Annotated in this window: 12 protein-coding genes; 6 read left to right on the top strand and 6 right to left on the bottom strand. The window is 61.9% G+C overall.

What is annotated here, in order from left to right; all coding sequences use genetic code 11:
* Window positions 1–31: 31 nt before the first annotated feature.
* The 6 genes from Q0X62_RS00190 to Q0X62_RS00165 form a co-directional block, all read right to left on the bottom strand.
* On the bottom strand, window positions 32–1,168 hold the full coding sequence (locus Q0X62_RS00190) for a DUF819 family protein (protein WP_297730338.1): 1,137 nt from the start codon (window positions 1,166–1,168) through the stop codon (window positions 32–34).
* Between the two features lie 55 nt (window positions 1,169–1,223).
* Window positions 1,224–2,201: an N-acetyl-D-Glu racemase DgcA gene (gene dgcA / locus Q0X62_RS00185; RefSeq protein ID WP_297730336.1), complete on the bottom strand. Its 978-nt coding sequence runs from the start codon at window positions 2,199–2,201 to the stop codon at window positions 1,224–1,226.
* Between the two features lie 2 nt (window positions 2,202–2,203).
* A complete protein-coding gene (locus Q0X62_RS00180) occupies window positions 2,204–3,226 on the bottom strand; it encodes a DUF1611 domain-containing protein (protein ID WP_366946080.1) in 1,023 nt (340 codons plus the stop codon).
* 49 nt (window positions 3,227–3,275) lie between these two features.
* On the bottom strand, window positions 3,276–4,394 hold the full coding sequence (locus tag Q0X62_RS00175; RefSeq protein ID WP_297730332.1) for a hypothetical protein: 1,119 nt from the start codon (window positions 4,392–4,394) through the stop codon (window positions 3,276–3,278).
* Between the two features lie 130 nt (window positions 4,395–4,524).
* Window positions 4,525–6,864 (bottom strand): TonB-dependent receptor, encoded by a 2,340-nt coding sequence (locus Q0X62_RS00170; protein WP_297730331.1) that lies wholly within the window; start codon window positions 6,862–6,864, stop codon window positions 4,525–4,527.
* Window positions 6,865–7,114: 250 nt separating this feature from the next.
* The gene (locus tag Q0X62_RS00165) at window positions 7,115–7,828 is read right to left on the bottom strand and encodes a GntR family transcriptional regulator (protein ID WP_297730329.1); all 714 of its coding nucleotides are present in this window, start codon (window positions 7,826–7,828) and stop codon (window positions 7,115–7,117) included.
* Between the two features lie 158 nt (window positions 7,829–7,986).
* Here Q0X62_RS00165 and Q0X62_RS00160 point away from each other — a divergent pair, with 158 nt between their 5' ends.
* The 6 genes from Q0X62_RS00160 (at window position 7,987) to Q0X62_RS00135 (ending at window position 18,894) form a co-directional block, all read left to right on the top strand.
* Window positions 7,987–9,180, top strand: a complete 1,194-nt coding sequence (locus Q0X62_RS00160; protein WP_297730327.1) for a membrane dipeptidase — start codon at window positions 7,987–7,989, stop codon at window positions 9,178–9,180.
* 32 nt (window positions 9,181–9,212) lie between these two features.
* Entirely contained in the window at window positions 9,213–10,772 is a 1,560-nt protein-coding gene (locus Q0X62_RS00155) for a serine hydrolase (RefSeq protein ID WP_297730326.1), read from the top strand.
* A gap of 44 nt (window positions 10,773–10,816) precedes the next feature.
* The gene (locus Q0X62_RS00150) at window positions 10,817–12,376 is read left to right on the top strand and encodes an amidohydrolase family protein (protein ID WP_297730324.1); all 1,560 of its coding nucleotides are present in this window, start codon (window positions 10,817–10,819) and stop codon (window positions 12,374–12,376) included.
* A 31-nt stretch (window positions 12,377–12,407) separates the two neighbouring features.
* Complete coding sequence (locus Q0X62_RS00145; RefSeq protein ID WP_297730323.1) at window positions 12,408–13,895, top strand: serine hydrolase; 1,488 nt, start codon at window positions 12,408–12,410, stop codon at window positions 13,893–13,895.
* 10 nt (window positions 13,896–13,905) lie between these two features.
* Window positions 13,906–15,855 (top strand): serine hydrolase, encoded by a 1,950-nt coding sequence (locus Q0X62_RS00140; RefSeq protein ID WP_297730321.1) that lies wholly within the window; start codon window positions 13,906–13,908, stop codon window positions 15,853–15,855.
* A gap of 309 nt (window positions 15,856–16,164) precedes the next feature.
* Window positions 16,165–18,894, top strand: coding sequence for a Z1 domain-containing protein (locus Q0X62_RS00135; RefSeq protein ID WP_297730319.1), 2,730 nt, complete (start codon window positions 16,165–16,167; stop codon window positions 18,892–18,894).
* Window position 18,895: the final 1 nt, after the last annotated feature.

Raw genomic sequence — 18,895 nt, 5'->3', positions numbered from 1 at the left:
AGCCTCCCTCTCTTGGATACCAAAACAACGGTCACGGTGCTCCACCCTGCAACAGGGCGAACATTCCGATCCCGACGAAATTTCCCAGCACATAACCGAGAATTCCGGTGAGAATTCCAGGCGCAACGAGATTGCGCCATTTGAACAGGATGGCGATCGCCGCCGCGATGGGCGGACCGGCGATACAGGCCAGCGATGCGGTAATCAGCTCGGCATAGTTCAGCTTCAGGACATGGCCGGCGATCAGCATGAAGGCGAGATGCGAGACGAAGATGCATCCGACCATCACGAACATGCCCGGTGCCGCGCTCAGCATCGCACCGATATCCGCGCCAACGCCGATAATCGCGAAGAAGAGGTACATGAACATCATCGCCAGCAAGACCTCACCGCGCAGCCCCGCCAGCCAGGACCGCCCGGCCGTCGCGACAACCGTCACCAGAACCGTGATGATGAGAAGCGTGTATTCCGGGATGCCAAGTGCCTCGGCTGCCAGACCGCTGAGTGCCACCGCGGCCGCCGCAACAGCCAGGGCCGTGGTCAGGCCGAACAGGCTGATTGGCGTATCCGGCCCGGCATCCGCCACTGGCTCGACCCGCCGGACCGTCTCCATGCGCCAGCCATAACGGCGCTGAAGGACCGACCAGCCCGCCGCCAGATTGAGCATGATGATGAAGCCGACACCGAAAATATTGTCGATGGCAAGCGCCGCCGAGAGCTGTGAGCTGTCATCGAAAGAGACCGCTTCCGCGACGGCCACGAAGTTCAGCGAGCCTCCGGTATAGGTTGCCGTGAAGACGGCAGCGATCGCGGCTTCACTATCCCCCAGATCGACAAGGTGCGTCGCCAGCCAGGCTCCGAATACAGTCCCGGCCATGCCGATCAGGAAGGCAATCAGGACCCGTCCACCCTCGCTGAACACCTTGACCAAGTCTGCCTTCAGCAGAAACAGCGCGATTGCCAGCGGAACCAGATAGGTCCAGATCGCCCCATAGAGCGGAGCGGTGCGCGGCAACACGCCGAACTGCGCTCCCGCCAGGGCGACGAGCAGGATAATGCCGGCCCCGGACAGGCGCTTGCCCCAATTCGTCCGCTCAAGCCCGGCGGCCATCGCGCAGATGGCGAGCAGGGCCGCGAGCAGGCCGAAGACATTGTCGGGCGCGATCATCTTCCCGGCTCGTTAGCGGGGTCGGAACACCGGACAGGAAGGGTGCGGCAATCACTCATCCCCAGAAGCCGGATTGGGGAGTTTTGACCGTTCCACCGCTGTAGACCATGCCGGTCGGCAGGTCGGATTTAAGGTTCAGCGGACCATCCAGGTCCACGAAATCACACAATTGGGCGATCACGAATGCTGGCGCCATGGACAGGGACGTGCCGAGCATATTACCGACCATGAGGCCTTTGCCCGCCTGGCGCGCTGCTTGAGCAAGCGCCAGCGCTTCGGTCAGGCCGCCCGTCTTGTCCAACTTGATATTGATCATGTCGTAGCGCTTGAGCGCCGTGGCAAGCTCACCGCGATGAAGGCAGCTCTCGTCCGCACACAGGGGAATGGGCGAGACAAAGCCTTCAAGCGCCGCATCGTCGCCACGCGGCAGAGGCTGCTCGACCATCGCCACCCCAAGCTCCGCGAAGGGAATCAGTACCGATTTTAGCAAGTCGATCGTGAAGCCCTGATTGGCATCGATGATGATTTCGGCATCCGGGCGCGCCTTGCGAATTGCGGCGACGCGTTCGACCGGGTCGACATCATTCAGCTTCACTTTGATCAGCGAATAGCCCTTGGCTGCGGCCGCCTGGGCCGCCATCATTTCAGGTTTCTCCTGGATGCCCAGCGTGTAAGCGGTCTTCCGGGGAGCCGGTTTGATCCCGGTCAGCTCCCAGATGGACTTGCCCGTCTTGCGGGTCTCAATATCCCAGAGAGCGCAATCGACAGCATTGCGGGCACCGCCAGCGGGCAGCAGGTCCTGCAGCGCGTCGCGCGTCAGCCCTGCTTCCAGAGCCGGGCGGATCGCCTCGATCTGCTCCAGCAATCCCGGCGCGTCCTCGTCCAGATAGTAAACCGGCACGCCTTCCCCGCGCCCGACGACGCCATCCTGCTCGAGGGTGACGACAACGGATTCAAGGCTGTCAAAAACATGACCGGTGATCACGAAAGGCGCCAGCATGGGCCAGCTTTCGCGGTGGACGCTCACACGCATACTCATACTCCCGTTACCGAAGAAACCTTGTCGACAATCAGACCGGCACCGTCCTTGATCGGATCGACGGCTGGCAGGCCTGTCTCCTGCTCATACCGGTCGAGCAACGCCTGTCGTTCCGCTTCTGCGAACATCGAGGTGTTCACTGAAAGGCCGACAAAGCAGGCATCCGGATTAACCCGGCGCGCGAAGGGCAGGCATTGCGCCATCGCGTCGGTTACCGACAGGACGGGATAATCGACCCCTGCGCCGGTCCCGAGCAGGAATTCCCGCGACGGGTCATGGCACAGGACCAGCGCATCCGGCTGGGAGCCGTGCAGCAAGCCAAGGGTCACACCGGCAAAGCTTGGGTGGGACAGCGCCCCCTGGCCTTCGATGACATCCCAATGCGTTTCGGCTGCAGCCGGTGACAACATTTCGGCCGCGCCTGACAGGAAGTCGGAGATGACGCAATCGAGCGGAATTCCACTGCCGGCAATCATGATGCCGGTCTGACCGGTGGCGCGGAAATCGGCATCCAGCCCGCGATTTCGCATTTCCCGCTCGATCGCCAGCGCCGTGTATTTCTTGCCGACGGCACAGTCAGTACCGACCGTCAGGAGACGTTTTCCGGGTCGTTTCACGCCCGTGCCAACTGGAAGGCGTTGCGGCGGCGTGCGGACATCAATCAACCGCGCGCCCGAGGCCCGGGCCGCAGCGGCGATCCCCGGGAAATCACCCAGCCGGACATGCATGCCCGAAACAACATCCAGACCAGCCCGAGCCGCGGCAGCGAGATCGCCCACCCAGGCGTCCGGAATGCCCCCTCCCTCAGACGCCACACCGATCACAATCGATCCGACACCCGCTCGGGCCGCCTCGCTGATCGACAAGTCGACCAGGCCGCCATCGACCTGGCACCCATCGGAACGAAGCTGACCGGCGCAGGCTTCCGGGCGCCACTGGATCAGGCCGAGGCCCGTCTTGGCGTGCCCGGTATCCTGCACATCGCCGAAATAGATGAGATAGGGCGCGCGCAGCTGCACGGCAGCGAGCCCGGTATCGCGCGCGACCGGGCTGGGAAGGTCCTCAGTTCTACTGGCGAGCGACATGGGAGTCCTCCACTTCATTTTTTGGGGTCGTTGCGATTTTGAAAACACCGAGCGTGAGCAGGGGCAGCACCACGATCGCGATGAACGCGTACGACAGAACGCCATAGCCGCTGGCGATCAGGTCTATGATGCCGATCGCTTCCGCGAGGAAGATCGCGGTTGCCAGCAATCCGACCGCCAGGCCAAAGCGGGCCAGGGGCGGAAAGCGGCGGCCGCCGACCTTCAGCGCGGTCTCGATCCGCTCATTGATGGCGTGAATGATGCCGACCCCGGTTTCCACAAAGGTCCCGAAAAGGACGATCTGAAAGAGCATGCTCAGCCAGACCGCATTCAGCATCTGCAGGAGATAGACGACGGGAACGGCCTGGTCCTGGATCTCAGGATGACGGGCCAGCATCGCCAGAAAGACGAGGATGCCCGGCACAACACTGATCAAGCCGGCCAGCGCGCCGGAGGTGAACGCCTCGCGCCGCGTCTTCAGTTGCGGCAAGACGAACAGAACGGCGGCGAAAGCGATCAGATTATAGGCGGCGTAGCGGACACCATCGAGCAACCAGGCCCCTTCGCTTTGCCCGGTCGCCAGCGCCGTCGTGATCGCATCGCCATAGGAGACAGAGACATAGACGAAGAAAACACCATAAAGCGCATAAAGAAGCCCCGACCACCACGCCATGATCCGGGCGATAGCCGTGCTGCCAAAAAAGGCCAATGTCCCGATCGCCAATAGCAGCCCAAGCGCCCCGACCATGGTCGGGACACCGAAGGCCTCGGCCACCATGTGACCGGCAGCGGATCCGAGCACCGACAAGACCAGCAGGGCGATCAGGAGGTAGAGAATTTCAAACAGGCGCCAGAACGGCCCCAGCAAGGCCTTGAAGAAGGTCCGGTAGTCATACCCCTTGGTCAGGCGGGCAAACTCGAAACCTAATGCCAGGAGCACCGCCCAGACCGCGGCGGTTACCAGAAAGCCGGCCAAGCCTCCCACCGCGCCATGCGACAGGAAGAACTCGGCGATCTCTCGTCCGGTGCCATAACCGCCACCGATAATGACGGATTGGAACACCAGTCCGGGCAATAGATATGTTCTGAAAAAGCTGCTCATCACGCTTTCCGGGCGGCCCATTGAATGAAGTCAGGCGGCTGCAGTCACACGGGTGACGTCGCACCCGCTCAGCGGGGCGGCATGCCCGGCGGAACACGAAGGTTTCGCCGGGCAAAGCCCAACAGATTGCCTAGTAGCGAAGGCTCGCACGCATACCGATCGTGCGCGGACGATTGACGCTCGTCGCGATGATCGGTGCATCGAGCGCTCCACCCGCGGTCACGAATTGCTGCAGCGGGTTGGACGCCAGACTGACGGCTTCGATGTCGTTGAGCAGATTGGTGCCAAACAGGCCGATCGACCACACATCGTTCGAGATATCGACGTTCAGATTGAGGCTCTCCAGCGCATCAAGTTCCGCCGACTGGAAGTTCTGAACGTTCGAGAACCGCTCGCCGATATACTGGAAAGAACCGGTTGAATTGAGCATCCAGCCATTCGCGCCCAGAGAGCGGGAATAGGAATAGCCCATCGACATGGTGAATTCCGGAATATTGGCCGGACGATTGCCAGCTTGGAGATCGAACGGACCGATCGCCCCCCCGGGAGCTGACGTGATGACCATCCCGTCCTCGAACTCGGCATCAATCACCGACATGTTGAGGAAGGCCGAGAGGCTGTCAGTCACCTGATAGGACGATTCCAGCTCCATGCCGACAATGGTCTGCTCGGGTCCGTTGATGGTATTGTTGGCCGGTGTGTTGACCCCGATCTGGGTGTCTTCATATGTCGTCCTGAAAACACCGACATTGGTGATCAGGTCACCGCCCAGCCAGGCGGCCTTCACACCGCCATCGATCGAGAGCACTGAGTCCTCGTCGAAGGTGAGATTGGCGAGGAAGACATCCTGGTTGCCGCCGGATGCGCCGAGCGCGGCGATGGCATTGCCGATGCCACCGTTACGGGCGCCGCGGGCAACATTGGCATAGAGCAGCACGTCATCATTGAGATTATACTCGACCCCAAAGCGCGGAAGGAATTCCTCGAGCTGGAATTCGAAGATGGTGCCGACGCCGGCGCCCTGCAGAACCGCCAGCGTGCTGACGAAGTCGATCGGATTGGCTTCTGTCCAGGGGACAAGATTGCCGCCACCGTCAAACTGCGGGACCAGGTTCACGACATTATCCTGGAGAAGGGTGGCCGTGACCGTGTCATTGACGTAGCGCGCGCCACCAATCAGCCGGAGGTCCGGACTGACATCATAGGTGAACTCCGCAAATGCCGAGTATTGCTCGGTCTGCGTTTCCGCCAGGCGGGTCGCCAGATTGGGCGTTTGCGGCGTTGTGACCGTGACGCAACCGGCACAGGTCAGGAATTGGCCGCTGGTTTCTGACCGGTCACGGTAATAGGCGCCCGCCGTATAGTTGAGCGGACCATCGAGGAAGGACACCAGACGGAATTCCTGGGACCATTGCTCGAACTCACCGGAACCCGTCGAGAAGGTTGTGGTGTCGACCGTCGGGAAGAAGGGCGCGAGACCGAATGAATTGCCCGCGCTGAAAAGGGCCGACGCGTTGCGGCGCTCGTAATAGCCTGTGACCGAAGTCAGTTCGAGCCCGTCGAAATCGTACGAGATTCGACCGGAATAGAGATCGAAATCATCGGTATAGCTGCCCGAGCGCGGCGAGGCACTGAAGGTCAGGTCTTCCGGGTCGGAGCCCGGATCCACCTGGGTGGATTCGCCCATTTCATCGCGCGACAGGAAGGCGGAGAGACGGAGTTCGAGATTGACGGTCGGGCGGGCCAGCAGAACAGCGCGACCACCCACGGTCTCGAAATCATTGACGTCCTCGCCCTCACTCGGATTGTCGATGAAGCCGTCATCCTCGCGGCGGAAGCCCGAGACCCGAAGGCCGAGCTCGCCCGGAACGAAGATGAAGGATGTGGCATTCTCGACGCCATAGGCCATGCCACCATCTTCAATCGTTTCAATGCGGGCATTGGCCTGGCCGGTCACCGTAGGACCATCAAGGTCCGGGTCATTGGTGAAATAGCGGATCACACCGCCGACAGCGCCCTCACCAAAAAGGGTGGGTTGCGGCCCGCGGATGACCTCGACCCGGTTCAGGTCGGCGGAGCTGAAGTCCCGGATATTGCCAGAGCCGGTAACTGACACATCGTCCAGAAAGACGCTGAAGACGGTGCTGGTTTCATACCCGCTGCCGGCACTGCGGACGCCGCGAATGGCAATATCATTGGAGTTCTGGCGCGTTTTGACATTTTGCATGCCGGGCACAGCGCGTGCGAGATCTTCAATATCCTGAATGCCTCGTACCCGCATATCCTCACCGGTGATACCGGCAATACTGGCCCCGATATCCTGCACGGACTCCTCGCGGAAACGCGAGGTCACGGTAATGACATCGCGCATGACGTCCGTCTCGTCGCTGGCCTGGTCACCTTCCTGAGCGGCCATTGGCGCCGTAAACGCCACGCTTGCAAGCAGAGCAATCTTGAATTGGCTAGACATAACTTCCTCCCTGTCCCCCGATATGGCTGTGGAATGGATCCGTATAGCAGCCTTAATTCACCCTAACGCAGCCATACCGAGTTGGGAAGTCATGTGTTCTCGCATTCTCCAGAAGCGGCGCATTTTGTTGCCGCGAAGGCACACGCCCTCCATAACGCTTTGTAAGAGCAGCATTAAATGAAACACGAGCACGCGCCGACCGCGGCCACATCGACCGCGATCAGACAGGACAGTCTCGTCGCCCGGGCCGCTATTCAGGGATTTTGAGGTCCTGCATATACATCTGATCATGCATGAAGATGGCGTCCAGTAGCCGCTCTTCAGAGCTCGACAGGATCTTGTGGACCTGTTCGCGGATATCGCTGGACGCATCGCGCTTGATGGCTTCGACGAGCGCGCGCTGATGCTCCCATGTATAGGGCATCGTCCGGTTCATCTTCACATACAGCCAGTAGATCCGCATCGTTGTATCCTCGAGCTGACGGATCCAGTGGATCAGCAGCGGATACTTCACCTGCTGCGCCATGAAGACGTTGAATTGCTTGTTCGCCTTCAGAAGCCGCAGCGCATGCGCGTCGTCCTCGACCGGCACGCTGTGGGACGTTTCCTCGTTCATCCTGCTGATCTGCGCATGGTTCACCTGGGACGCGGCCATCGCAAATATCTCGGGCTGCAACATCTTCCGCATCGCAAAGTTCTGCTTCACGTCAAGCAGGGTGAGCGGCGCGACGCGGGTGATGCGCGGCGACACCGAGACCAGGAATTGCTGGGCGGTAAGCTGCTCCATGATGTTACGGGCAGTGGTCCGGCTGATCTCGAACATCTCGGTGAGGATATTTTCCGAGACCTTCTGACTGGGCGCGAGCTTCTGCGTAACAATCGCATCCATGATCACGTCGTAGGCCGAGGCGGAATCGACGCCGCTCTGCCGGCTGCCCTTCTGATTGGATGGAGTTCTGCTCATGCCGATAACCGCCTCATTCCTGACATTTATGCAGCCGTATACACGCCTGCTGCCTGCTTGCCCGTCATTTATGGACGCCTTATTAGAAATTAAGGCTGTATTGTCCAATCCCTTTCGGCTAGCGTAATCGCGAAAACGCGTGTGAGGAAGCCGTCAACATGAAGCAGGATCACCAAACCAAAGCCAGGCGTGAACCAGTCTCGACCCGGCGCCGCCTCCTGAAAGGCGGGCTTGCCGCTGCGGTCACGGCTCCGATGCTGAATTCGGGACATTTCAAAGTGTTCGCCGACTCCGCGACGACCTATTCCACGCGCACGTTGGAGCTCGTCGAACGCAGCCTGGTGATCGACATGCTCTCCATCCTCGCTGATCTCGGGGACATGCTGGAAGCCGGCTACAGCGCGCAGCCCGCGTTGCAGGACGGCTATGCCATCACCGACGCTCATCTCGAAAAGCTGCGCGCCTCGGGCATCAATGTCTTCCATCCGGCCGTAGGTTTGGGGGGCCGCGAAAGCGCCCTGAGCTTTGTCGCGCGCATGAATGCCTACGCGGCAGAGCGACCGGACGTGTTCCGGCGAATTGATGGCGTATCGGACCTCGACCAAATCCAGGATGAGGGGCGGATCGGCTATATCGTCGGAATCCAGAATGCTCACCACTTCAATTCACCCAACGACGTCAATGAATTCTACAATCTCGGCCAGCGCGTCAGCCAGCTGACCTATAATTCCCAGAACCGCATTGGCAGCGGCGCCACCGAACGCGTGGATGGCGGGGTCAGCCGCTTCGGCGTCGCCATCATCGAACGCATGAACGAAGTCGGCATGGCGGTCGACGTATCGCATTGTGGTGACCGGACGACGTTGGACGCGTTCGAGCTTTCCAGCGCGCCGGCCTTGATCACCCACTCCAATGTCCGGGCACTGGCCGGCAACCATCCTCGCGCCAAGTCCGACGAAGCCATCCGCGCCATGGCCCGGGCCGGCGGCGTGATGGGGATAACCGGTGTTCGCAATTTCGTCCGCGACCGCGAGCCCACAACGATCGAGCATCTGCTCGACCATTATGACCATGTCGCCAATCTGGTCGGCATCGAACATGTCGGCATCGGCAGTGACATGGACGCGGATGGCTATGATGACGTGCCACCAGCGGCCTATGAGCGCCTGCGCAGCGGCTATGACGAGTCCTACGCCTTCCGTGGACGCATCGACACCGATGATTTTGACCACCCGAGAAAAATTTTCGATCTGACCGAAGGCCTGATCCGGCGCGGTTATTCCGATGCCGATATCGAGTTGGTCCTTGGCGGCAATTTCAGACGCGCCCTGGGCAATATCTGGACATCATGAATGAGGGCGCCCCAGGCGCCCGGAGGGACATAATGAAACGCATTCTGCTCGCGACAGCCGCGACCCTGATGGCGCTGGCCGGCCAAGCCGCCTCGGCCCAGGAACTCACAGCGGAACGAATTGACGAAGCAGCCCGCCAGGCTGTTGACTCCTTCAATGTCACCGGCATGGCCGTCACCGTCGTCTCAGGCGATGATGTCATCCTGACCCGGACCTATGGCGTTCGCGATGTTCGCGACCCGGACACCGCGGTCAACACCGACACGCTGTTTCCCTTTGCATCGATCGGCAAGGCCTTCACCACGACAGCCCTCGCCATGCTGGTCGATGAGGGTCGTGTCGACTGGGACGCACCTGTGCGCGACTACATCCCGGAATTCGCCATGTCCGACCCCTATATCACGGCGGAATTCAGCGTCCGCGACCTGGTCACCCACCGGTCCGGCCTGCCGCTCGGCGCCGGAGACCTTCTTGTCTTCCCGGACGGCAAGCCCGAAGTCAGCGACATTCTGGCCGCCATCCGCCATATCCCGCCGGCCACCAGTTTCCGGTCGGAATATGCCTACGACAACCTGATGTACATCATCGCCGGCGAAGTCGTGGCCCGTGTCGAGGGCGAGGCTTGGGCCGATGTACTCGACGCGCGCATTTTCGATCCGCTCGCGATGGACAGTTGCGAGGCCCGCCCGAGCGTTGCGGCAGCTGATGACAACACCATCACCCAGCACTCACGGCCGCCGGGCGTTGCCGACGCCGCGCCGATTGATCCGCGCTATATTATCGGTGACAGCACATCGCCGGCCGGCGGCATCAGCTGCTCGATCGACGACCTCTCCATCTGGGCCCAGTTCTGGCTCAATGAAGGGATTGCCGAGGACGGCACGCGTCTGCTTTCCGAGGCTCAGGTCAATGAGTTGTGGACCGGCGTTACGCCACAGGGCGTGAGCCCACTTCTGCAACAGCTCGGCGGCACGCATTTCTCGCTCTACGGGCTGGGTTGGACGCTGCGCGACTTCCACGGCCAGCTGATGGTTGGCCATAGCGGCGGCCTGCTGGGCGCCTCGTCCTATTTCGGGCTCCTGCCGGAAGAGGATATTGCCGTTTTCGTCAGCTCCAATGTCTCGACTTACGCGTCGTCAGCGCTCGCCCTCCAATTGCTGGCGGAAGCCGCAGCGGGTGATGAGGCCGCTGACTGGATCGGTGTGCTGCACGGTGTTTATACGCGTAGTCAGGAAATGGCGGTTCAGGATTCCGGCGCGGGCGATCAGCCGGATGTCGCGATCGAACCGGTTCGCGATCTCACCGCCTACACCGGCATTTATATGGATCCCTGGTATGGTGCCGTGTCGATCGAGATGAGGAATGGCGGGCTCTTCATCGATATGAGCCGCTCCGAGGTCCTCGACGCACCGCTTGTCCCGGTCGCCCCGGACCGCTTTGTGGCCCGCTGGCCCGACCGCAGCCTCAATGCCGACGCCTATGCCGACTTCATCATTGTAGACGGTCAGGTCACAGGCATGACCATGGAGCCGGTCTCAGACACGACCGATTTCTCCTTCGACTTCGGCGACCTGCACTTCACCAAACAATAGACAGCAACCGACGCCGGAATTTCGACGCCGCGAGGAGTCCCTTCATGATCAAGATGCTACCCTTCTGCTTTATCCTTGCCGGTCTGTCCGCCGCGTGCGCCCAGCCCGCCTCGACGGACGAAAGCCACGACCTCGCCATCATGGGTGGCCGTGTGATCGATCCGGAAAGCGGGCTCGACGCCGTCCTCAATGTCGGAATCCGCGATGGCCGCATTGTCGAGATCACGAGCGACATGATCCACGGCGATCAGATGATCGACGCATCGGGCCATGTTGTGGCGCCGGGCTTTATCGATCTGCACGCCCATGGCCAGTCCGTGCTCGCCGGGCGCGTCCAGGCGCTCGATGGCGTCACGACCGCGCTGGAACTGGAATCCGGAGTCTATCCGGTCGCCGACTTTTACAACACCGCCGAAGCCGAAGGGCGGCCGATCAATTACGGTGCATCAGTGAATTGGTTGCGAGCGCGCTCTGCCGAATTGACCGGCTATGAACCGCTCTCATTCCGGGACTCCTTCTCTCCGGACCCGGATGCGCCGGATTGGCGCTATACCCCCGCCAGTCCGGCGCAAACCCGGCAGGTCCTGGAGCGTGTCGAGACGGGCCTCGAAGAGGGCGGGCTGGGCATTGGCGTCCTGCTTGGCTACGTGCCGGGCTCCGGGCGGATGGAGTACTATTCCCTTCACGAGGTGGCGGCCGCGCATGATGTGCCGACCTTCACCCATGCCCGCTATCTGTCGAATATCGAGCCCGACAGCTCGCTGGAAGGCTTCCAGGAGATGGTTGCCGTCTCGGCCGCCACAGGCGCCGACATGCACATCTCCCACCTCAACAGTATCAGCATTCGCGATATCGGCGAGATCCGTCCAATGATCGAGGGCGCCCAGGCCAATGGCGTGAATATCTCGGTGGAGGCCTACCCCTATGGTGCGGGCTCGACGGCCATCGGGACCGCCCTTTTTGAAGGCGAGACCTGGCAGGCACGCCTGGGTGATATCGAAAAATCCGATTTTACCCTCGACGGTGTGCCGCTGAGTGATGCGGAGTTCGATCGCCTTCAGGCGGAGGAGCCGAATACGGATATTGTCGTGCACTTCATCGACCCGGACAATAATGCGGAAGACGCGGCCATCCTCGCCCAGTCCATCCTGTTTCCCGGCGGTGCCATCGCTTCGGATGGCGGCGGATGGAGCCAGCATGGAGACCCCGTCGGCGACAATGTCTGGCCATTGCCGGCGGATGCGGAATCGCATCCGCGCAGTGCAGGTACGTTCTCCCGGTTTCTGCGTATCTATGTGCGGGAGAGCCAATCGCTCAGCCTGGGCGACGCACTCGCCAAGGTGAGCCTGATCCCGGCCCAAATCCTTGAGGACGCCGTCCCGCAAATGGCGCTCAAGGGCCGCCTGCAGGAGGGCGCCGACGCCGATATCGTCATCTTCGATTTCGCGATGGTGAGCGACCGCTCGACCTATGCCGAACCGGCCCGAACCTCGGTTGGTTTTGAATATGTGATCGTCGGCGGACAAGTGCTGGTCAGCGGCGGCGAACTCGACACTGCCGTTCTGCCAGGACGGCCGGTCCGCCGCATCGAGCAACCCGACTGATCACGCCCGCAGCCAACAGGAAACGTGCCTCATGACACATCACCGTGCCTGGCTTGGTGCCACGACCGCCCTCGCCCTGCTCACAGTCGCGAGCCTGCCCCATGCCGACGCCCGTCAGGCGGCTCCGGCGACGGTATCAGCAGACGCTGACCAACCGCAGTTGGATGGTCTGGCCGACTTCATTGACGGTGTCATGGCCCAGCAGATCAGGAGCCATGAGATCGCCGGCGCCACCGTCGCGGTGGTCCATGACGGTGAGCTTCTTTTCTCCGCCGGCTATGGATTTGCAGACATTGAAAACGGCTCGCGTGTGGACCCGGCCAGAACGTTGTTTCGACCAGGTTCGGTCTCCAAGCTCTTCACCTGGACGGCCCTCATGCAGCAGGTCGAGGAGGGGCACGTCGATCTCGACGAGGATGTAAACGCCTATATCGACTTCCACATTCCAGACTTCGAGGGTCAGCCGGTGCGGGTCCGTGACCTGCTCTCGCATACGCCAGGCATGAGCGATGTCAGCGGGATTACCGCCGCGACAGTGGATGAGCTGGTGGATTATGGCGAGTGGATCCAACAACACATTCCCGAACGGGTCTGGGCGCCGGGCACCGAGATCGCCTATTCCAATTACGGCGTTGCGCTGGCCGGCTATATTGTCGAGCGCCTATCGGGCGAAGCCTTCGCCGACTATGCCAACACCCATATTTTCGAACCGCTGGACATGCACGCCACAAGCTTTCGGGAACCCCTGCCCGCGCATCTCGCCGCCCATATGGCCACGGGCTACGAGATCGAGGACGGCCTGCTGACCGCCCAGCCCTTTGAGCTGTTCAGCCTGATCATGCCCGCCGGGTCCGCCTCCGCGACTGCGCACGACATGTCCCGCTTCATGCGCGCCATGCTCAATGGCGGCGCTTTGGGGGATGTCCGCATTCTCGGAACGGGATCGGTCGAGCTGCTGATGAGCAATTCGATCCGCAACGCGCCGGACCTGCCCGGGATGGCGCACGGCTTCTACGTCGTGCAGGAAGACGGTCCGCGCCTGATCGGTCATGGCGGCAATACCGGCGATTTCCATTCCAACCTGATCCTCGCGCCGCGCGAGAATTTCGGCTTCTTCGTCTCGACCACGGGGGGCAGTGAAAGCTCGGTCGGGCGCACGGACCTGACCAACGCGATCATCGGGCGCGTCTTCCCGCAAGCCCCCACACCCCGCGAGCCGCGTGCCGAGGGCGAGGTCCTGCCAACCGGCGCCTACCGCATGAACCGACGCAACTACGCCCAACCTGCGCGCGAGGAATACGATATCGAGGTCACCGGAGCCGGCGAGAATGCTATCCGAATTCGTTTCCTGGACGATGTTTCCTATTGGGAGCGCATCGGTCCAATGACTTTTGAGAAAGTCACCGGCGCCGGCGAGGATGGCCCGTTTGACCGGGTTCAATTCTATCCCGGGCGATCCGGTCTCGTCCTGTCCTTCAGCTATCAACCCTACATGGCCTATCACCGCGTTACTGATTGAGGAGTCCGTTATGTCCCTGCCGACCGTTCGAACACTTGTCTCTGCCATCGCCCTCATGACGGCCGGGCTCGCCGGGCCGGCACTGGCGCAGCCAGCCGATGCGCCCTCCATCGCCCAGCCGGAAGAGTGGACGCTGGATCAGCGCGGCAACCTCGCCGTGATCACCGCCCCGGAAGGCAATCTCGACATTGCTGTTATCGCGGTCGGCGAGGCCGAGAATGCCCTGGCGGCCGCCCGCGCCGCCTGGCAGGTCTATGACCCGGACGCGCAGCGCACGGTCGAACTGACAACGCCAGCCGCATCCGAGAATGGCTGGGACCAGCGGGTCAGCATCAGCTATGCGACCTCGCCCTCCGAACAGGCCACCGTAAACGCAATGGCTTTACGCCAGGGCGATGATTGGACGGTCCTGATCGTCAACGGGGCCCAGTCGACCGCCAATATCCGCTCGGCCGCCGTGTCACAGGCGCGCGAATCCGTCCAGGCTGAAGGCTATGCGCCGGAGGACTTTTCCGGTCAGACTGCCCATCGCCTGACACCCGAACGCATCGCCCTGCTACGCGATTTCGTTGAGGAGGCCGCTGAACGGCTGGACGTGCCGGGGGTCGGCTTCGCGCTCATCGACCAGGGTGAAGTCGTCTATGAAGGCGGCGTCGGCGTCCGCTCGCTCGGTCAGCCTGAACCCGTCGACGCTGATACCAGCTTCATGATTGCGTCCAACACGAAAGGCATGTCGACCCTGCTCCTGTCCATCCTGGTCGACCAGGGCCTGCTCGATTGGGACCAGCCTGTGGTTGATCTCTACCCGTCCTTCCGCCTCGGATCAGACAGCACCACCGAATCCACCCTGGTCCGCCACCTCCTTTGCGCCTGCACAGGTCTGCCACGCAAGGATTGGGGCTTTATTCTCGCCGACCAGGACACGCCGGCGTCGGATGTATTCCGGCAATTGTCGGAAACCGAGCCGACCAGCCCGTTCGGCGAGCTCTTCCAGTACAATAACAACATGGCCGCGGCGGCTGGCTATGTCGGCGGCGCACTGGCTTATCCGGACATGGAAATTGGCGCGGCCTATGACCGCGCCATGGACGAGCTGATATTCCAGCCGCTCGCCATGTTCGACACGACCTTTGATTTCGACACCGGCGAAACCGGGAACTGGGCACCACCCCACGGTCTGAATGTAAATGGCGAGCAAACCGTCATGACCAATCATTTCAACCAGGCGGTCTTCCCCTATCGCCCGGCCGGCGGCGCTTTCTCCACCACATCGGACATGGCGCATTATGTTCAGCTCGAACTGTCACGCGGCCTGACACCTGACGGCGAACGCCTGGTCAGCGAGGAAAACCTCCTCGCGCGCCGCGAACGGGGCGTCGAGGTTGCCGATGGCGTTTGGTACGGCATGGGCCTGTTCGACGAAGAGCATTGGGGCATCCCGGTGGTCACCCATGGCGGCACGCTATCGGGATATCACAGCAATTGGTACGCGCTGCCCGAGTCCGGTGTGGGTGCAGTCATCCTGACCAATGCCGACACCGGCGCTGTCATGTTGCGCCCATTCCTGCGACGCCTGGTCGAAGTCCTCTATGACGGCCATCCCGAAGCCATGAGCCAGGTCGAGGCCGCGGCCGCCCGCCTTGAGGCTCAATCACAGGTCAGGCGCCAGGGTCTGGACATTCCCGGCGACCCGGCGATCCTCGACAATCTCGCCACCCGCTATGAAAGCCCGGGCACCGGTACGATCACAGTGTTTGAGCAGGATGGCGAGACCTGGGTCGAGGCCGGATCCATACGCGCGCCGCTGGCCACCCGCGCCAACCCGGACGGGACGGTCTCGATCGTCTCGGTCGGACCAGGCGTGATTCACCTGGAAGCCGAGGTCGGCGAAGAAGACGGTGCCCGCACGCTCACCGCGCGCGACAGCCAGCACGTCTACCATTACGTCGAGACGGAATAGCGCCAAAACCGCGGATCCCGTACAGGCAAAGGTGCGGGCCGCACTCGAACGGATGGTCCGGATACGGGTTTCCCATACTGGAGATTATGCGCCCGTTTCCGCGCAGATCCCTGAAAACACGAGAGTCGAACCGGGAGGCCGTCGGCGCACCTCGATATCCACAATTTCTATAAGCATTCAGCAACTGGCCAAGGTGCATACGCTTTCCTCCATGCTCGCAAAGGGATAGGGATAGAACCTCTCCTCGCCGTGCGTCGGCCGACGACACGACTTTCGCGCGAATGTGGAATGCCATAAGGATCAAGCACGATGACCTCAGAACCGCTGAACCCTCAGGCCCGTGCCTTTCTCGAGAACATCCGCAAATTCCTGCCCGGATGCGAAGGCGGAGCAGAGCGCGCGGCCGAACTCTGCCGCGAGAATATCGAGGCCATGCTGGGAGCGCTTGCAGGTCAGGGGCTGGCCGACTTCGAGGCGGCAACGGCGGTGCTGGTGGCCGAGCAGGAACGCAACGAGGTCCGAACCTCGCACTCGATCTTCGACCGGCCGGAAGACTGGTACAGCGGGCCCCGGCCTGAAGACTTCCACTGGCAGGCGCTTCGGTCCTATCTGATCGACGAAAAGGGCTGGGAAGAGGACCCGACGATCAACTCGATCGACGCCTCGTCCTCCGAGGTCGTCTCCCTCCTCGGCAATCCCAATCGGGATGAGTTCGATTGTCGCGGGCTTGTTGTGGGCTACGTCCAGTCCGGCAAAACGGCCAACATGACCGCCGTCATCGCGAAAGCGGTCGACGCCGGCTACAATCTCGTCATCGTCCTTGCCGGCATGACCGACAAGCTGCGCAGCCAGACGCAGGCGCGCCTGGAAAAGGACATCATCTCGCGCTACGAGCACCACTGGGAAGCGCTAACCGCCCCGACGCCCGACGGTGATTTTGCCGGCCGGCCGAGCGGCCGCTTTTCCAGCCCTTCGGAAGACACCACCTATTATGCCGTCGTGAAGAAGATCGCACGCCGACCAAGGTCGGACGGTGGCGAATGGGGTGGCCCACTCGGCAAACTTCTGGACACAGCGCGCCGCACCGGCGAATTGGCCCGTCGTCAGCTCAAGGTTCTGATCATCGATGACGAAGCCGATCAGGCGTCTCCCAATGGCGCTCCGGACGACATGCAGATCGCGACGATCAACGACTGCATTCGCCAGCTTCTCAAGCAGCTGCCCTGCTCGTCCTATGTCGGTTACACGGCCACACCGTTCGCCAATGTACTGATCGATCCGTATGCCCCGGACGGCAAACTGGACGATCTCTATCCGCGCAGCTTCATTACCGCTCTGCCCAAACCGGCCGGATATTTCGGTGCAGCCGATCTCTTCGGCGTGGAACCCCGGGACGCCGACGACGAGCAGCCCGAGGAGGAAGGTCTCAACGTTATCCGGGACATCGCTCCGGAAGAGCTCGACATGCTCCAACCGGCTAGGGGTGAGGATCCGGACGATTTCACGCCCGGCATGCCCGGCAGCCTGGAAGACGCGATCCTCTATTACATTGCCGCCTGCGCTGCGCGCCGTGCGCGAGGTCATGTCGACGCCCACATGACCATGCTGGTTCATACCTCCTATCGCGTCGGACTTCACAATGTCGTGGCGCGCGCAATCGAGGGCTGGGTCGACATGCGACGTGCGGCATTGCGCGACAGACGTGGCGAAGCCTTCGACCGCATGCGGTCGCTCTGGGAAGACGAAATCACCGCCGTGAGCCGCCGCCCCGGCTGGCCAAGCACCGTGACCTTCGACACCTTGACCGAACACATTCCCCGCGTACTGGACGCCCTCGAATTCCCAGTCGAGAACGGCGAGAGCGATGACCGCATCGACTACGACCAGGGGCCGAAGACCTACATCGTGGTCGGCGGCACGGTCCTGGCTCGCGGTCTGACGCTGGAGGGTCTGTGCGTCAGCTACTTCCTGCGCAAGTCGAAGCAATACGACACCCTGCTCCAGATGGGGCGCTGGTTCGGCTATCGCGGCGGCTACGAGGACCTTGCCCGCGTGTGGATGCCCGAGGAACTCATGCTGGCCTTCCGGTCCTTGGCCCGGATCGAGGCGGAAATCCGCGAGGACATGGAGGAGTATCGTCAGCGACCGGTCACACCGACCGAGTTCGCGGTGCGCATTCGCTCCATCCCGGGCATGGCCATCACCGCGCGCAACAAGATGCGATCGGCCGAGGTGTGCAATATCGGCTACTGGGGAGAACACCCCCAGACGATCCGCTTCCCCCTCGGCGATGGCGCGGAAGCGACGCTGAAGGGCAACTGGGACGCCGGCAGCGCCCTTGTCTCGCAGTGCGAGATGCTCAAGCTACGCGATACCTCCGTCGATCGGATCCTCTACCGCGATGTCCCGGTCTCGCAGATCCTCGCCTTTCTGCGCGAATACTCCGTCCATGAAGACCATCGCGAGCTTCAGACCGATTTCCTGCACGACTTCATCGACAATCAGCGCGAGCGACTGGCGACCTGGAATGTGGGTGTGATCGAGGGGCGCAACGGCGCACCATCAGAAGCTGCGCTCGGCTCGATCGGGCGCGTAAAGACCGTCCGGCGCACACGACTGGGCGATCCGGAACGTGAGCAGAAATCGCCGACGATGGCGGATATCAAGGCGTTGATGTCCCGCCGAGATGTCCTGTTCGACTGTCGGGAAGCACTCGACGGCAAGCCGCTAGTGGACGATTGGATCAGTCTGAAAATTGCCCGGCAGGCCGCTGTCGGTGCAAAGCCGCAGCTCCTGCTCTATCCGATTGATAGAAACTCCGCGCCGGATCCCAGGCGTGCCAGCACGGTGAGAACAAGCCTTGGCGCGCCGATGGACATTCTCGGCCTCGGCATGGTCTTCCCCGGCACAAGCGGTGGGCGGGAGGTCTATCTCCACGTGAGGCTGACGGAACTGTCCGCGAACGAACTCGACGCGATCGAGGAAAACGAGGCAGAACAGCGCGCCCAGCGCCAGGCCGCCGGTTACGAAGATGCCTGAG

This window comes from uncultured Maricaulis sp., assembly GCF_947259345.1.
GTDB lineage: Bacteria > Pseudomonadota > Alphaproteobacteria > Caulobacterales > Maricaulaceae > Maricaulis.
Note: the sequence above shows the minus strand (reverse complement) of the source record. Positions and strands in the feature narration are given on the sequence as shown.